The organism is Streptomyces sp. NPDC088706, from assembly GCF_044752765.1.
Classification (GTDB): Bacteria; Actinomycetota; Actinomycetes; order Streptomycetales; family Streptomycetaceae; genus Streptomyces.
In genome coordinates this window covers 170,000-184,964 of record NZ_JBIVLW010000009.1, presented here as the reverse complement: position 1 = coordinate 184,964, position 14,965 = coordinate 170,000, and the positions used below count along the sequence as shown (strand labels likewise).

Here is a 14,965-nt window from a genome sequence, read left to right as displayed (position 1 = left end):
CTGCCGCGACCGGGTCCCCGCTCCACCCATACGCGACCGGGTCGGGGGAGAAGTCCACGGCCGCGGGGGCGACGTTATCAAGGACGGCGGGCGTGTCCCTACGCTGCGTCAGGTGCTGGCCCGAGGAGTGTTCCACGGCGTGTGGGGGCCGTCGTGTAGAAGACTGGGGGGAGTGCGCCGGCCCGGGCGCACCGGAGGGGGGAAGCGATGCGGCATGTGCCCGATCTGCCCACGTACGACAAGGACGCGGCCACCAGACTGCTGTGCTCGTCGGTGCATCTGGACGACGCGTTCGCCCGGTACGCGCATCAGGAGCTCTCAGGGGACCGCCTCACCGCGATAGGCCTGCCGCTGGGCGTGAACCTGCTGGCCCTGGCGCGCCACGCGAGCCGCGCGACCGGGCGGATGGACCTCCGCGACCGCGTGTTGGCCCGGCTCTGCGCGGTGTGGTGGCTCGCCGTGCTGACCGTGCTCGGAGGCCTGGTCGCCGGCTCGTCCGCCGTGTGGGGCGGTGCGGTCGTCGCTCTGCTGCTCGTGCTCGGCTGCGCCTGGTGGCTGGTCCACCGGGCCGAGGCGCAGGCCCGCGCCGACGCCCTCGAAGCGCGCTACTCCGCCACGCGCCCCCAGGATCTCGCGCCCGAGGTCGCCGAGGAGGCCGAACGGCGGTTGCGCGCGCTGCGGCGGCCGAACATGGTGCCGTACACCAGGAGCGCGGAGCGGCAGAACCCCTTCGTCGGCAGCGGGGACAAGATCAAGGAGACGGTCTGGCAGCCCATCGACATCAGCCGCCCCGCCGACGCCCCCGGCGGCGGCAAGGCGACCCTGATCCCCTTCGACGCCGTCGATCTCCACACGTACCTGGCACGGGAGCTGGGCCACCTGGCCGGACTCGAAGGGCTGCGGGCGCAGAACCGGCTCTACGTGCTCGGCTCCCAGGTCGTCTACCTCGGTGACGACGTGCTGCCCGACCGGCTGCGGCCCCCCAACAGCGAGATCCCCTCGCCGTTGGTCAAGGCGGGACTGCTCAAGCCGGGCGCGGGGACGCGGACCTACCTCAGCCTGGAGCGGGTCGGCGAGGGCGGCCGGGTCATCGTATCGATGCACCTGCGGGCCCGGCTCCAGCACCCCAGCCTGTCCTGGGAGGTCGCGGCCTACTGCATTCCGCCGCTGCACGCCCGCTACTACGGTGCGGACTACATTCCGCGCGGCGGGTTCGAAGGCTGGTGGAGCCTGGTCCGGTTCGCCACCTCGCACACCTGGTCCGCGCTGACCGGCGCCCCCGGGCGGATCGGGCGGCGCAACTCCGAGCGCAAGCGGCGCGCCCGCGACCTGGAGAAGTGGCGCAAGGAGATCACCAAACGGCACGCGCTGTACGACTACGGCACCAGGGACAGCCTGCGCGAACGGGTCGCCTCCTGGGACCAGCTGGGCCACTCCGAGCGCACCGATTCGCAGGACTTCCTGCACCGGCTCCAGCAGGGCGTGCTCATCGCCACCGAGCGGTTCCTGAAGGACCACAACGTGGACACCAGCTCCTTCGACCGGGCCCAGCAGGTCATCAACACCCAGACGTACAACATCTCCGGCGACATCACCGGCCCGGCCAACATCGGCAACAACGGACAGATCTCCGCCGCCTACGGCCAGGGGGCCCAGGCGCCGGCGGCCGCCGGCGGCACTCCCTGAGCTCTGAGCCCGACGCGCACCCACCGACCACCAGGAGAGACATGAGCACGTACAACTTCCACGGCGACATCTCCGGCCCGAGCAACTTCGGTGACCACGGGAAGATCGAGGTCGCCTACGGCACGCCCCCGGCCGAGGCACTGAAACTGGCCACCGACCTCGTCCAGCTCGTCCGCCGGGAGGCGGCGCGCCCGGAGCTCGCCGCTCAGGCGGAGATCGTGCGCGGTGAGCTGGTCCGGGCGGGGGAGGAGGGGCGCCCCGCCGACCAGGGGCGGATCCGGCAGGCGCTGGAGACGCTGACGGTGGGGCTCGCGGCGGGCAGCGGCGGGATCGCCCTGGCGCAGGAGATCGGGCGCCTCGTCGGGCTCTGACCGGGGAGGGGGATGGACTGCGCCACGAGCCCTGCGGGCGTGGCCGACCGGGGAGCGGGCCCGGCGGCCACGCCCGCCCGTCCCCGCGGGTGGCCGACAGGTGAGCGTGGCCCGGCGGCCACGCCCGCCCGTCATCGCGCGTGGACCACCGCTTGCGCCCCGCCGAGATCCAGCCGCAGGCCCGCCCGGAGCGGGACGGTCTGACCCGGGGCGATCACCTGCGATGTGCCGTCGGAACGGCTCCCCGTCCAACTCGTCGACGAACGGTTCGCCAGCCCGAACTTCCCCGGTTTGCTGGGATGTTCGGTCAGCTCCGCCACCATCGTGGCATCGCTGTAGTCGTGCCGCGAGGGCTCCGGCGCCAAGTGGTGCTCGTGCACCCGGGCGTCCCGGCGCAGCCGGACATGGCGCTCGGACCGGGGCAGCGGCGTGACGATGCTCAGCCGGGGCGGCAGGACCAGGGAGCTGCCGCAGGACCAGCACGTTCCCGCCGTGGTCGCGGCTGGCTGCGTCATGTTCTGCCGGCCGCAGTCGGCACAGTCCACGATGGCGTCCAGGACGGCCCGCAGCACGTCACGCCACTGCGACTCGCGCACCCGGGCGGCGGGATGGTGCAGACCCACGGTGAAGTTGTGCGTGAAGAGGTCCTGGAGGGCCGGGGGAGCCGCCGCCCAGGTGTGCAGGACGGTGGACTGCTCGACGGGGTCGGGTTCGTTCGTCAGGTCGTCGGGATCGAAGACGAACAGCGGCTGCTTCCCGTACAGCCGCTTCTCCGCCGCCTCGTCGAGACAGTGGATCTCCAACTCCCGCTTGCCCTTCAGCGGGTGATGGTTCATCAGGAGCATGAAGAGCAGCACGGACAGCGAGTGCAGATCGGACTGGGTGCCGGGCCTCGCCCCCGCGTCGCCGCGCACCAGCTCGGGTGCCATGAACTCCATGGTGCCCGAGATGCCGCTGCTGTCACCCTCGACCACCGCGTTGTCGTTGTCGCAGACCAGGACGTCACCACTGGCCGGGTCGAAGAAGATGTTGCCCCAGGAGATGTCCCGGTAGGCGATCCCCCGCGAGTGGAGTGCCTGATACGCCTCCACCGTGTAGAGCGCGGCGGCCAGCAGGGCGCGCGGCGTGGTCCGCAGCCGGCGGCGGAAGAGATCGGGCAGCCCCTTGAACCGGTCCGGCCGCAGATCCATCAGATAGCCGAACGCCCCCGTTCCGGACGGCACGTACGCCGTCGGCCACAGGAAGCGGTCGTCGTCGAAGTCCCGGGCCACCAGCTCCCGCACGATGGCGTCCTGCTCGGGCGTGGCACAGGACGGGTAGTACCACTTCAGGGCGCGCTCGCCGGACGCGGTCGCCACCCGGTACACCTCCCCCTGGCCACCGGCGCCGAGCATGTCGATGACGCGGACGGACTCCCCGTCGTCAGCGGTGAGGAGCGTTCCTCCGTCGAGCATGCCGGTCATGCGTCACTCCGTCGTCTCTCTGCCGCGGGGCTGTGGTCCGCCGCGTCGGGACCGGGCCGCCGGGCGGCGACCAGGGTCGTGTCGTCACCGGAGTAGCGGGCCGCCTCGGCCAGCCACCCGGGCAGGGCGCCGCGTACGTCGTCGGGGCCGCCGTCCTTCGAGAGGCGCTGGTCCAGTCCGGTCATGAACTGGGTGAAGCCCTCGTCCGAGGCGAAGCTCTTGGACAGGCCGTCGGTGGACAGCGCGATCAGCCGGGGGGTGCGGTCCCGCGCGACGACCGGCGCCCAGTGCACCCGGATCATCTTCCAGGCCTGACGGCTGCAGAGGGACTCCGTCTCGTCGCCGAGATCCGCCTCCACCGGGGCCAGCGGCAGCGCGATCGCCCCGTCGGCGTCGATCACCGTCAGCTCGCCATCACCCAGTTGCCAGGCCGCGAACATCCGCGGGGTGAGCACCGCGCCGACCAGCGTGGCCCCGTACAGCAGCAGCTTCTGGCCCTTGCGGGGCGGCTCGGCCGCCGGGTCCACCGTCTCCGGGTGGCGGTCCCAGTGGGCGAGTACGCTCTCCTGCCAGGCGGCCACCAGCTGCCGGGGCAGCTCGTTGCGCGCGTAGTTCATCAGCCAGCTCAGGCTGTGCGCCCCGTCCGGCCCCTCGGAGCGCGCCAGTTCGGCGAACGTCCGGGTCTGGGCCGCGAACAGGTCGATCGCGCAGCGCGCGCCGATATGGCTGCGGGCGTGTACCGCCGAGCCATGGCCGTCCGCCACCGCGAGGATCAGCGGATCACCGTCCGCCCCCGACCCCTCGGCGACGTACCAGTCCTGGTTGACCTGCTTGTTGACGCCCCGCACGCTGTGTTCGAGCGTCTCCCACAGCGGCCGCTCGGAGGCGCTCACCAGACATCGTCATCGTCGTCGTCCAACTGCGGCGGCGCGTACGGGGGTTGCTTGACCGTGGCGTCGGAGGGAGCCGCCACCGGCTGCGACGCCGCCTTGACCGCGGCGGTCGACGCCCAGCGGATCGCCGCCGCCAGCTGCTTGGGGCTGTTGGCGTCCAGCGGCTGGAGCTCGGGGTTGCCCAGGAAGTCCTGGAGGACACCGCGATCGGCGTCCGCCCCGATCGCGATGGCCACCCGCACGGCCTTCCTGCCCCAGGGAGTGGCGTCCAGCGCCCGCAGGCCGGACTTCCAGTCGTCCGTCGGCACCCCGTCGGAGACCAGGGCCAGCACCGGCTTCAGGGCCCGCTGCGGCATCGGCGGGGTCTGGAGCTCCCGGGAGACGACCTCCAGCGCCTCACCCAGGTTGGTCATGCCGTCGACCTGGACGTCCTGCCAGGTGAAGTCGTCCACCGGCACCGGGTCCTTGTGGTGCCACCGCGCCTCCGTGGAGAACGTCAGCGTGCGCAGCAGGAGTTGGGCCGCCGGGTTGTCGTGGGCCACCGACCGCATCTCCGGAACCGCTTCCCGGATCGCGTAGTTGAGCTGTCCGATCTTCTCGCCCTGCATGGAGTAGGAGCAGTCCAGCAGCCAGATGAAGTGGACCGGCCGGTTCGCCATGGGGCCGCCGGGAATGTCACTCACTCGAAGCCCTCCTTGTCGTGGTGTGTCGTGTGTCGTGTCATCGGGAACGTGGTGGGGTGCCGTTGTCGCTCAGCCACCCGGTCAGCTGCTCACCGAGGAGTGCCAGCCCCCAGGCCAGGATCCCGCCGAGGACGAGGACGGCGGCGATGACGAACAGGGTGAGGAGCAGCCGCCGCCCCCGCGCGATGTTCGGTGTGACGACCGCCATAGTCGTGTACCGTCCCTCTCTTCTCGGACGTGATGACCTTAACGACCACGTCAGGCTCCGTCAGCGGGTTGAACGATCTTGTGCGGGGGCGGTGCGCGGTGCCGGCACGGAGGGGGCCTTCGGGGCGGCCGGAGGGTCCTTCGGGAGCAGCTTGCCGACCCGCAGGCCCGTGCGGGCCAGAATCCACAGCACCGCCTCCGCCGCCCGCTGCTGCTCGCTCACCAGCGGACCCGTCCCGGTGGCCGCGTAAGCGCTGAGCGCCCAGTACCGCCGGGTCCGGAAGCGGTGCCCCAGGTCCCGTACCAGCGGGTCCAGGCCGATCGTGGCCAGCCACGGGCCGATCCCCGTCGTGGGGACCCGCAGGTGCTCGATCCGGTCGAGCACATCCCGTTTGGTGACCACCACGGCCAGCGGCAGACGGCCCCGCCGTCGCCGCCCGGCCAGCGCCGAGAGCTCGCCGGTGAACGTCTGATACGTCTGCCAGGGGCCCGGCTCCGACGGGTTGGCCGCGCGCGCCAGCTCCTCCTGGGCGGTCGAAAGGGCCCGGCGCACCGGGGGCTCGGCCAGGACATCGACGACCAGGACCACCCCGTCGGCGTGGGCCAGATACTCCTGGCGGCGTGTGACGTCCACGTCGTACAAGGACTCGCCCATCGGGTCGTAGAGGTACAGCAGCCGGTGCCTGCGGCCTCGGGTGACCCGGAGCATCAGGGCCCGGGGCTGGCCGCCCTGGGTCTTGCGCACCCAACCGTCCTGCTTGAGCTGCCCTTCGAGGTCCACGACATCCCGCCGGTCGTCGTCCGTCGCGAACGTGACCTTCAGCGCGCTCCGCCCGTTCGCCGCGTGCAGCCCGGCGACCGCCGCCGCCATCAGCATCGTCTTGCCCGACGAGGTCCCGCCGATCACCGGTACGTGCACGGTGCGCAGCCGCCCGATGCCGGCCGGGAGCGGCCGGTCGCAGCGCGGGCACTCGACGGCGAGCCGGTCGCGCCCGGCAAGCGAGACGGTGGTGAGCCGGCGCCCGCACGAGCAGATGTGCCACAGCGAACCGAACCGGCCCGGCCGCAGCTCCCGGTGTGCCGTGCCACAGCCCGGACAGCGGTGCACCGCGAGCGGGAAGGCCCGATAGCAGCCCGGGTAGGGGCACTTCATCCGGACCCGCCGCACCAGCGCACCGGCACGGTCCGCACCGCGCAGGAGTGCGACCCAGGCCACCACCGCCAGCCACACCAGGGCCACCAGCACCCACATCACGAGGTGGACCAGCACCATGACCGCCGACGCGAGGAGCGCCCCCGTGATCGCGCCGAGCGCGGTGCCGGGGGCCAGGAACCGGACGACGACGTTGGCGATCCAGTGGTCGAAGCGGTAGCCGGTGGAAGGCTGGCGTCCGGTGAACATGCGCCGGGCGGTGACCGCCATCCAGCGGCCCAGCAACCGGTACCGGACGGCCGAGGCGGCGGCCCGGGTGGAGGTGTACGTGTCCACCCACATCAGCTGCGACCAGTACGCGCGCTGCGTGGGCTCGGCCCCGACGGACGGGATGCGGCGGTCCGGGGTGCCGGGCTTCCGGGGGCCGAGCGGCTTCGCGGAGGCGCCGAGCGCCAGGGCGAGGAACTCCCAGAACGCGCGGAACAGGCACACCCCCGCCCAGACCGCCACCGTCAGCCAGACCACCGCGGTGATCAGCCAGCCCATCAGGCGCCCCCGTCCCGGTACCGCTCCCCGGAGCCGGAGCCGGAGCCGGAGCCGGAGCCGCGGCGGCGGCGGGGCGAGGCCTTGCCCTGGCGGCCGTCCCGACCGCCGAACCGCAGCCCGAGCCTGCCCAGCGCACCGGGCCGGTTCCAGGTACGGAACTCCTCCGCGTGCCGTGCACCCCTCCTGGCGAGAGCTCCTTCGACGGCGGCCAGATCCTCGGCGGTGAGCTCCCGCGCCGCCGGCCGCAGCACTCCGTCCAGCAGGGCGCCCCGCACCCCGCCCCAGGCTCCGCCCGCAGGGGCCTGGGTGTTCCAGTCCACGAAACGGTCCGCGAAGTAGTGCGGGTCGCGCAGCAGTCGGCTCCGCACCCCGCCTTCGCGGGCGGCCCGCTCGTAGGCCGCGCAGAGGGCGGCGTCCCCGCTGCGGATCAGCTCGTCCAGCTCGCGGCCCGCGCGGGGGTCGGTCAGCAGCCGCCGCGCGAGCTCGCCGAAGACGTGTTCCAGCACCGGGGGGTTCACCGGTCCGGCCGTGCTCCGCAGGCCGAGCACCCGGTCCACCCAGCCCGGTGACGCGCCGCCCGCCCGCAGGTCCCGGGCGAACTCCAGCAGCAGGAGCGCCGCCCGGTCGTGGGGTTGCAGCTCCTTGGCGAAGGCCGCGAGGAGTTCGTGCGCGAGCTCGTCCGCCTGCGGGTCTCCCGGCCGGCCGCTGAGCGCCGCCGTGACGAGGAAGGGCCAGGTCTCCGCCGCACGGTGGACATCGGCCCCGGTCTCGGCGAGGACGTACCGGGCCTCTTCCGGCGTCGGTGCGGTGGAGCCCCACACCAGACGGAACGCGATGCGCAGGAGCGGCGGATGGGCGAAGACGGACACTCCGGCCGCCTCCAGCACGGCCCGCAGTTCACCGTTCCGGTCGCGACTCCCGCTTCCGGCCGGGCGACGCGCCGTCACGCCGCACATCCGCAGATACGGCAGCGCCTCCAGGCTCTCCAGCGGCACCGGAGCGCGTTCCAGCAGCACGGTGACGGCGGCGGGACCGGACAGCGCCGCCACGTCCAGCTCCCGCAGCAGCGCGGTGTGCAGGTCGGGCCGGTCCGTCAGTGTCTCGTGGAGCTCACCTCCGTACGCGGACGGATCGGCCAGCAGCGCGGAGGCCGAGCGGCGGGCGAGAGGGCGTACCAGGTCGCCGCAGTCCACCGCGAGGAGACCGGCCACCCGCAGCAGCCGCAGGGCGCGCGCGAGACCGCCCGACGCGTCCCCGATCCCGGACCGCAGCTCCGGACCCAGTTCGGCCGCCAGCTGCCGGACCACCTCGTCGGTCAGGACGCCACGCGCCGGCAGGCGTACGGGCTCGGCCGAGCGGACGGCGGCGACCAGCAGGCGCGCGGCCAGCGGGGCCGCGGTCTCCGGCCGCAGGTCGCCGCCGAGCCGGGCGGACAGCTCGGCCAGGGCGGCGGTCTCGGCCGCCGGTACCGCCTCCCGCCGGGACGCCGCCAGCGTCCGTACGAGCCCGTCCAACTCCTGCTCGCCGAGCGCGGCCGGGTGTTCGCACGCCCACAGGGCCGCCGCCGTGCGGTGGGGCGACGGCAGGTCGATCCCGGCGCACAGGGCGAGCGCCGAGACGGGCCCGGCGCCGAACGGGTCCCCCGGGAGCCGGGCGGCGCGGCGGAACAGCTCGAAGGAGCCGTCCGACCAGACCCGGGCGGCGGCCACCGCCCAGGGCGTCGGCTCCGGCCCGTCCTGGGCGGGCGGGACGGCACAGTCGTGGACCCGGTAACGGCGCCCGGAACCGGCGAGCCCGTGGGCGTCGTCCGGCAGTACGCCGATGATCCGCTGCCCGGCGAGGTGCGGGCGCCGGGTGTAGGTGGTGAACGTCAGCCGGTGGGCGGCCTCCCGGGGCAGCACCGTGCCGGCCAGGACCACCCAGCGGGCCACATCGGCGCTGTCCGGCTCGACGAGGACGATCTGCGGCGCCGTCTCGTCCTCGGCCTGGCGCTGGAGATCGGTGAACACGGCGGCCAGCCAGGGCGCCCTGGACGCGGCGAAGGCGATCAGACCGTCCCGGTCCAGTCCGCCGGAGGGCGGCAGCGCGGCCAGGGGTGGCGGGGCGCCTCCCTCAGGGGTGGCCGTGGCCCACCCGGGGGACTCCCAGGCGCTGACGGGCAACGCCCCGTCCGGCAGCTGCCGGCCCGGGGCCAGATGCACGGCGTGGGCATGGAAGTTGCCCCAACGGCCGCTGTAGTCGGCGCCCGTGTAGACCGTTCGGGCCAGCAGGCGGCTGCCGTCGGACAGCTCGCTGTAGCTGAACGCCTTGGGGAACGCTTCGAGTTCGGACGCGGAGGGGCGGGAGGGCGCGTTGCGGGGCGGCTCGTACCCGATGAGCTGCTCGGCCTCCCGGAGCACCGACGGCGGCAACCCCGGGGTGAGCGCGGTGAAGCGGAACCCCGAGCCGTCCGGGCCGGGCGGCGCCGAGGTGTAGTGCAGCTGTCCCAGGCTCATGCGTCGGCCTTCCCCGTGCGGTCCCGGCTCTCCCGTTGGCTCTTGCGCACCGGGATCAGGCCGCGTCGTCCCAGCAGCCAGAGCAGCGGGTCCTCCACCCGGACCGGCTGCGGGCCCGATTTCGGTGCGTCGGCCGGTGCGTCGGCGGGCGGCGGCGCACCCAGTGCCGAGAGGCCGAAGTACGACAGTTCGGCGAAGTCGTTCTCCAACTGGCGGGAGAGCATCCCGGAGTCCCACTCGCCCAGCAGGGAGCGCAGCTCCTCGTGCACGGCGAGCCGGTCGTCGTCGTCGTGTTCGCCGCCGGTGTGGGTGGCGTTGCGCAGCAGCGGCGAGTGCGACCCCAGCAGCGCCCTCAGCGCATCCGTCTTCGTCACGGCGACGGCCATCGGCGTGGTGACCCGGCCCCGCGACACGCTCCGTCCGTGGGAACGCAGTTGCGCGGCCAGATCGGAGGCGATCTGCTGCGGGGACGTCTCGACCACGGGCAGCGGCGGCCCGTCGGCACAGGCGCCGCGGTCGCGCACCGAACCCATCTGGAGCGGGTCGACGAGCAGGATGATCCCGTCGGCGGCCGCCAGGTACTGGGTGTAACGGGCCATCGCCTCCGCGCTCTTGAGGTCCTCGCCCGCCGCGTCGAAGAACACCAGCGTGGTGTGCCTGCTGCCCTGGGCGTACCGCCCCCGGCGCGGCACGCTCAACCGGTAGAGCAGCGGGTCGTTGAAGCCCATCGCCGCCGGGCGCGTCGTGTCGGGGAGCCGTAGCCGCTCGTACAGGTCCTCCTCCATCTCCCGGTCGCGGCGCTGGGTCTCGGCCCCCATCGCGGGCAGCGAGATGTTGTACTGCCGGCCCACCCGGCCCCGCAGTTCGTTGACGAGCACCGACACATAGGTGCTCTTGCCGGAGGCCTTGGCCCCCACCAGAGCGATGATGCGGCTCTCCTGGTCGCAGTACTCGCTGGGGAAGTCGTTGTGGCAGCCCCGGCAGACCCGTACCGATGTGGCCACCCCGCACCGGGGACACGGCTGCCGGGCGGAGGTGCCCCGCAAGGCCGCGAAGGTGCGGGGCGCGGGGAAGACCGGGCCGCGCAGCCGCCGCGACGGCGGCAGGCCCGGTCCCATGAAGTCGGCCCACACATCGTCGGGTTCGGGGTCGCACGGGGTCCCGCCGCGTACCCCGGTGGCCATCGTCAGACAGCGGTAGGGCAGGCGCGCGGCCGGTGCGCGGTCGAAGCAGTAGGGACAGATGACGGTCGTCATGTCAGCGCACCACCAGGGTCGTGGGAGAGGGCTCGTCCAGGCGCACGTCGGCGGCCCGGCCTCCGAGGAGGAATCCGCGCAGGGCATAGGGGGGCCGGAGCGCGGACGGCACGGGCAGCTCGACGGGACTGCCGGCACGCAACGTGCCGCCGTCGAGCCGGACCAGGGTCGTCCCGTCCGTGTGGGTGCGCGGCCGGATCGGGTCGCGGCCGTTGCCCGCCCGGGCCACGAGGACGAACTCCGGCAGATCCGCGGGGACCTCACCCGGGCAGGACAGGGTGACCCGGAGCAGCGCGGGCCCGCGGCGCAGCGCCCGGCGGGCACCGGGGACGATGCGGTAGCTGACGGCGATGTCCGCCGGGCCCCGGGTCTCGCCGCCCGGCGGAGGGACGACCACCGCGTCCGGCGTCCGGGGGGCGGCGGAAAGGGTCAGGGAGAACGCTGACGGCGCCACGTCCACGTACAGCCCCTCCCGTACGTAGGTGCTGCGGGTCACCCGGTGCACGGTGCTCCCGCCGTCCTGGTCCACCGCGACGACCACCTCGCCCGTCTCCGCCGGCCAGTCGAACGTTACGCGGGCCCGGCCCCCGGCCTCCCGCTCCACCCGCGCCCCGGCCACCGGGGGCGGGCACTCCACGACCAGCCACGGCCCCGCCACCGCGCGCAGGCCGAGCACGGCCAGGGCGGACACCCGCGTGACCGAGCCCGGGGGCGGCACCAGGCCGCCCGTCCCGGCCTCCCAGGGCAGCGGGGCGGGCCAGGGCCGCGCCGGATCGTAGGTCAGCTCGGCCCCCTGCGCCGGCGGGTCCGCGGGCCAGGAGACCAGGCGTACGTCCGCGTCCTGGCCGCCGCTCCAGGAGAACCGGACGGCCCCCCGGCCGGCGCTCGCGTCGAGCCGGTGCACGGGGGCGGGCCAGGGGTCGACGGAGACGGGGTGCTCCGCGCCCGCCGACTCGATGACGGCCCCGTCCGGCGACCGGTAGCGGCAGTGGACGCGCAGCACGTACGCCCCGACGTCCAGGCCGGTCGCGGTCAGCGCACCCGTACGCACGTCGATCCCGTCCACCGGGCCGTCGGGGCCGTCGAGCCGGACCCGTACGCCCAGCGCACCCGACGGCTCGGTCCACGCGGCGTCGATACGGCCCCGGCCGGTGGTGGAGCGCAGTCCGGACACGTCCGGGGCGACGAGCAGCACGTCCGAGACCGCGGGCGGGCCGTCGATCCTGCCGTCCCGCAGCGGGAACGCGGCATAGCGGACCTCCTGGCCGAACGGCGGATGCTGGTCCACCCAGCCGCCCGCCGGGGAGACGTCCGCGATCTCGGTGATCCCGGTCGGGCCGCCGGGCACCCGGGTCAGCCGCAGGACCCGCTGGTCGGGCGCCGCGCCGGGCGCCGGGCGCGCGGGGGAGAGCGACACGGTCTCGGGGTCCGGGCGGACCGCCAGCACCTCACCGGGCCCCGCCTCCCCGTCGTCCGCCGGTCGCACCCGCACGAGGGCGAGCACGGCGCGGGGGCAGTCGGAGGCCAGGCGGGCGGCCTGGAGGAAGCCGTCCTGGGCCGCGCGGGCGTCACCCGACCGCTCGGCCTCCCGCGCCGCGTCGAGCGCCCGGTCGGCCTCCTCCACCCGCAGCGCGATGTCCGCCAGTCGCCCGCGCAACAGCGCGTCGCCCCCGCCGTCCGCCGGAAGCCGGACCGCAAGCCGGGCGGCCCGCCGTACCTTGCCGCTGCTCCAGGCGTCCTCCAACCCCTCGGCCGCACCGCGCTGCAGACCGTCCAGCCGGTGACGTCCCGCGGCCGCGCGGGCGAGGGCGCCCGCCTCCTGGGGGCAGACGCCGAGCGCGACGGCGGTGCGGGGCTCGGAGCCCCGCGGATGGGCCTGGAGGAGTTCGGTGAGCTGGTACAGCAGGACGCGGCGCAGGGCGGCGGGGTCCTGGAGCTGCACCGCCTCCAGCTGGGCGAGGAGCGGGCCGTACGCCCCACCGCGGGCGGCACCCGCCGCACGGATCCGGTCCGCCCCGATGTGCTGCCAGCGGCGCGCGGCGCGCTCCTCGAAGAGGCCGTCGAGCACCCGCAGCACCCGCCCGCGCTCCACCAGCGCGTCACCGATGTGCCGTAACCCCAGGACCTGTTGCCGGTCCACGAGATGCCCGTACCCCGGGATGAGCGGGGCGAGCGGCATCCCCCGCAGGGCACGACGCAGCCCAAGATTGTGCCCGAACTCCAGCCCCACCGTGCGCCCCCGTGCTCACCTGATGCTCCCACCGACCATCCCAGCAGATCCGGGGCCCGCGCGATGCCGTTTCCCGCATCCCGGACGGGAAGCGGGACGGCGAAGGGGCGACAGCCGGATGGCCGCCGCCCCGCCCAGGTGATCGACCTCCCTGGGCCGGCGGCTCCACCCACACGTTCCGGTACCTGATCCTGCCGCCGTGGTCCTGGAGCCTGACGGCCCCGCCGTCGCGGCCTCGGCCGCCCCGCCGCCCGTGGGGCCGTCCACCGCCACGTGATGGACGGCTGGTGCCGTCCCGTCCGGTCCTCGAAGGAGATCCGCCGCGACCCGCGGACGTATGTGCTGGGAATGCCGGACCGGGCCGAACTGCTGCGGTGGGCGGAGGAGTTGCGTACCTTCGACCACCCCGCGCTCGTCGTCCGGGCCACCGAGGACCGGGTCATGCCGCCCGACCACGGACGACGGCTCGCCGCACTGCTCCCGCAGGGCCGGCTGGTGGAGGTCCCCGAAAGCTACCCGCTCCTTCCCGACCTTCCCGAGGACCGGCCGGATGCTCTCGCCGAGCACATCACGGCCTTGCCGGCGGAGGGCCGGGCCGCGCCCGGGGACAGGGAGCGCGGGGACGACGGCGGCAGCGGTCGGTGACGCCCTGCCCAGGTGTGAAGATCTCCTGCGGCCGCGCTTAAGAAATCCTCGATGGACCCGGCACCCCGTCGTACGGCAGCCTTCTGGGTGACGGCCGGGGACGGTGCGTGGAGCCGCACGGGCGTGCTCCGTCCCGCCTCGCCGGACCCCCACCCTGGGGGTGACCCCCCGAAGACCACCCCGGGCCGCAGGGCTCCTCCGACAGGCCCCAAGGCCCGGGGTGTCCACCACCCGCGTACCACGTGCAGGGAGCCGCAGCCGTGAAGGCACTCGTCAAGCAGAAGGCCGAACCGGGACTGTGGCTGATGGACGTGCCGGAGCCGGAGTACGGCCCCGGGGACGTCCTGATCAAGGTCCTGCGTACCGGGATCTGCGGCACCGACCTGCACATCCGCGCCTGGGACGGCTGGGCCCAGCAGGCGGTCACCACCCCGCTGATCCTCGGCCACGAGTTCGTCGGCGAGGTCGCGGCCCTCGGCTCCGACGTCCCCGACATCGCGGTCGGCGACCTGGTCAGCGGCGAGGGCCATCTCGTCTGCGGCAAGTGCCGCAACTGTCTGGCCGGCCGCCGCCACCTCTGCCGCTCCACCGTCGGCCTCGGCGTCGGCCGGGACGGGGCGTTCGCTGAGTACGTGGTCCTGCCCGCCTCCAACGTGTGGGTGCACCGGGTCCCCGTCGACCTCGACATCGCGGCGATCTTCGACCCGTTCGGCAACGCCGTGCACACCGCGCTCTCCTTCCCGCTCGTCGGCGAGGACGTCCTGATCACCGGCGCCGGACCGATCGGCATCATGGCCGCCGCCGTCGCCAAGCACGCCGGCGCCCGCAACGTCGTCATCACCGACGTCAGCGAGGCCCGCCTCGCCCTCGCCCGCAAGGTCGGCGTCAGCCTCGCCCTCAACGTCGCGGACCGCACCATCGCGGACGGGCAGCGGGAGCTCGGCCTGCGCGAAGGCTTCGACATCGGCCTGGAGATGTCCGGCCGCCCCGAGGCGATGCGCGAGATGGTCGGGAACATGACCCACGGCGGCCGCATCGCCATGCTCGGCCTGCCCGCCGAGGAGTTCGCCGTCGACTGGTCCCGGATCGTCACATCGATGATCACCATCAAGGGGATCTACGGCCGCGAGATGTACGAGACCTGGTACGCCATGTCCGTCCTGCTGGAGGGCGGCCTCGACCTCGCCCCCGTGATCACCGGCCGGTACGGCTTCCGCGACTTCGAAGCGGCCTTCGACGACGCCGCGAGCGGCCAGGGCGGCAAGGTCATCCTCGACTGGACCGTCTGACCCGTCGAACCTCCTCTCGAACCTCTTCTCGCATCCCTCTAAGGAATC

Annotated in this window: 12 protein-coding genes; 4 read left to right on the top strand and 8 right to left on the bottom strand. The window is 74.0% G+C overall.

Annotated elements, in window-relative coordinates:
- Positions 1-207 precede the first annotated feature (207 nt).
- Both ACIQAK_RS21695 and ACIQAK_RS21690 read left to right on the top strand, forming a co-directional pair.
- Complete coding sequence (locus ACIQAK_RS21695; protein WP_366389960.1) at positions 208-1,686, top strand: hypothetical protein; 1,479 nt, start codon at positions 208-210, stop codon at positions 1,684-1,686.
- A 41-nt stretch (positions 1,687-1,727) separates the two neighbouring features.
- Complete coding sequence (locus ACIQAK_RS21690) at positions 1,728-2,057, top strand: hypothetical protein (protein ID WP_366389961.1); 330 nt, start codon at positions 1,728-1,730, stop codon at positions 2,055-2,057.
- Between the two features lie 131 nt (positions 2,058-2,188).
- Here the strand turns inward: ACIQAK_RS21690 and ACIQAK_RS21685 are convergent, their stop codons facing one another.
- The 8 genes from ACIQAK_RS21685 to ACIQAK_RS21650 form a co-directional block, all read right to left on the bottom strand.
- The gene (locus ACIQAK_RS21685; RefSeq protein WP_366389962.1) at positions 2,189-3,520 is read right to left on the bottom strand and encodes a protein kinase domain-containing protein; all 1,332 of its coding nucleotides are present in this window, start codon (positions 3,518-3,520) and stop codon (positions 2,189-2,191) included.
- The gene (locus ACIQAK_RS21680; protein ID WP_366389963.1) at positions 3,517-4,413 is read right to left on the bottom strand and encodes a protein phosphatase 2C domain-containing protein; all 897 of its coding nucleotides are present in this window, start codon (positions 4,411-4,413) and stop codon (positions 3,517-3,519) included. Before ACIQAK_RS21680 ends, ACIQAK_RS21685 begins: the two co-directional genes overlap by 4 nt.
- Positions 4,410-5,072 (bottom strand): tellurium resistance protein, encoded by a 663-nt coding sequence (locus tag ACIQAK_RS21675; RefSeq protein ID WP_366390127.1) that lies wholly within the window; start codon positions 5,070-5,072, stop codon positions 4,410-4,412. The genes ACIQAK_RS21680 and ACIQAK_RS21675 overlap by 4 nt, the downstream gene beginning before the upstream one ends.
- A 61-nt stretch (positions 5,073-5,133) precedes the next feature.
- Entirely contained in the window at positions 5,134-5,304 is a 171-nt protein-coding gene (locus ACIQAK_RS21670) for a hypothetical protein (RefSeq protein ID WP_366389964.1), read from the bottom strand.
- 60 nt (positions 5,305-5,364) lie between these two features.
- Positions 5,365-7,002, bottom strand: a complete 1,638-nt coding sequence (locus tag ACIQAK_RS21665) for a hypothetical protein (RefSeq protein WP_366389965.1) — start codon at positions 7,000-7,002, stop codon at positions 5,365-5,367.
- Complete coding sequence (locus ACIQAK_RS21660) at positions 7,002-9,497, bottom strand: GTPase-associated protein 1-related protein (RefSeq protein WP_366389966.1); 2,496 nt, start codon at positions 9,495-9,497, stop codon at positions 7,002-7,004. The genes ACIQAK_RS21665 and ACIQAK_RS21660 overlap by 1 nt, the downstream gene beginning before the upstream one ends.
- Positions 9,494-10,753 (bottom strand): hypothetical protein, encoded by a 1,260-nt coding sequence (locus ACIQAK_RS21655; RefSeq protein WP_366389967.1) that lies wholly within the window; start codon positions 10,751-10,753, stop codon positions 9,494-9,496. The genes ACIQAK_RS21660 and ACIQAK_RS21655 overlap by 4 nt, the downstream gene beginning before the upstream one ends.
- A 1-nt stretch (position 10,754) precedes the next feature.
- Positions 10,755-12,932 (bottom strand): hypothetical protein, encoded by a 2,178-nt coding sequence (locus ACIQAK_RS21650; protein WP_366389968.1) that lies wholly within the window; start codon positions 12,930-12,932, stop codon positions 10,755-10,757.
- Between the two features lie 327 nt (positions 12,933-13,259).
- Between ACIQAK_RS21650 and ACIQAK_RS21645 the strand changes: the two genes are divergently transcribed.
- Positions 13,260-13,628, top strand: a complete 369-nt coding sequence (locus ACIQAK_RS21645; protein ID WP_401368911.1) for an alpha/beta fold hydrolase — start codon at positions 13,260-13,262, stop codon at positions 13,626-13,628.
- Between the two features lie 260 nt (positions 13,629-13,888).
- Positions 13,889-14,917 carry an L-threonine 3-dehydrogenase gene (tdh, locus tag ACIQAK_RS21640; protein WP_366389969.1) on the top strand — a complete coding sequence of 343 codons (1,029 nt, stop codon included), beginning with the start codon at positions 13,889-13,891 and terminating at the stop codon, positions 14,915-14,917.
- Positions 14,918-14,965: the final 48 nt, after the last annotated feature.

Excerpts from the sequence above, each read along its gene's own strand:
- ACIQAK_RS21650 (WP_366389968.1), bottom strand. The coding sequence starts at position 12,932 with ATGCCGCTCGCCCCGCTCATCCCGGGGTACGGGCATCTCGTGGACCGG.
- ACIQAK_RS21655 (WP_366389967.1), bottom strand. The coding sequence starts at position 10,753 with ATGACGACCGTCATCTGTCCCTACTGCTTCGACCGCGCACCGGCCGCG.
- ACIQAK_RS21645 (WP_401368911.1), top strand. The coding sequence starts at position 13,260 with ATGGACGGCTGGTGCCGTCCCGTCCGGTCCTCGAAGGAGATCCGCCGC.
- ACIQAK_RS21690 (WP_366389961.1), top strand. The coding sequence starts at position 1,728 with ATGAGCACGTACAACTTCCACGGCGACATCTCCGGCCCGAGCAACTTC.
- ACIQAK_RS21665 (WP_366389965.1), bottom strand. The coding sequence starts at position 7,002 with ATGGGCTGGCTGATCACCGCGGTGGTCTGGCTGACGGTGGCGGTCTGG.
- ACIQAK_RS21670 (WP_366389964.1), bottom strand. The coding sequence starts at position 5,304 with ATGGCGGTCGTCACACCGAACATCGCGCGGGGGCGGCGGCTGCTCCTC.
- ACIQAK_RS21675 (WP_366390127.1), bottom strand. The coding sequence starts at position 5,072 with ATGGCGAACCGGCCGGTCCACTTCATCTGGCTGCTGGACTGCTCCTAC.
- ACIQAK_RS21660 (WP_366389966.1), bottom strand. The coding sequence starts at position 9,497 with ATGAGCCTGGGACAGCTGCACTACACCTCGGCGCCGCCCGGCCCGGAC.
- ACIQAK_RS21685 (WP_366389962.1), bottom strand. The coding sequence starts at position 3,520 with ATGACCGGCATGCTCGACGGAGGAACGCTCCTCACCGCTGACGACGGG.
- ACIQAK_RS21695 (WP_366389960.1), top strand. The coding sequence starts at position 208 with ATGCGGCATGTGCCCGATCTGCCCACGTACGACAAGGACGCGGCCACC.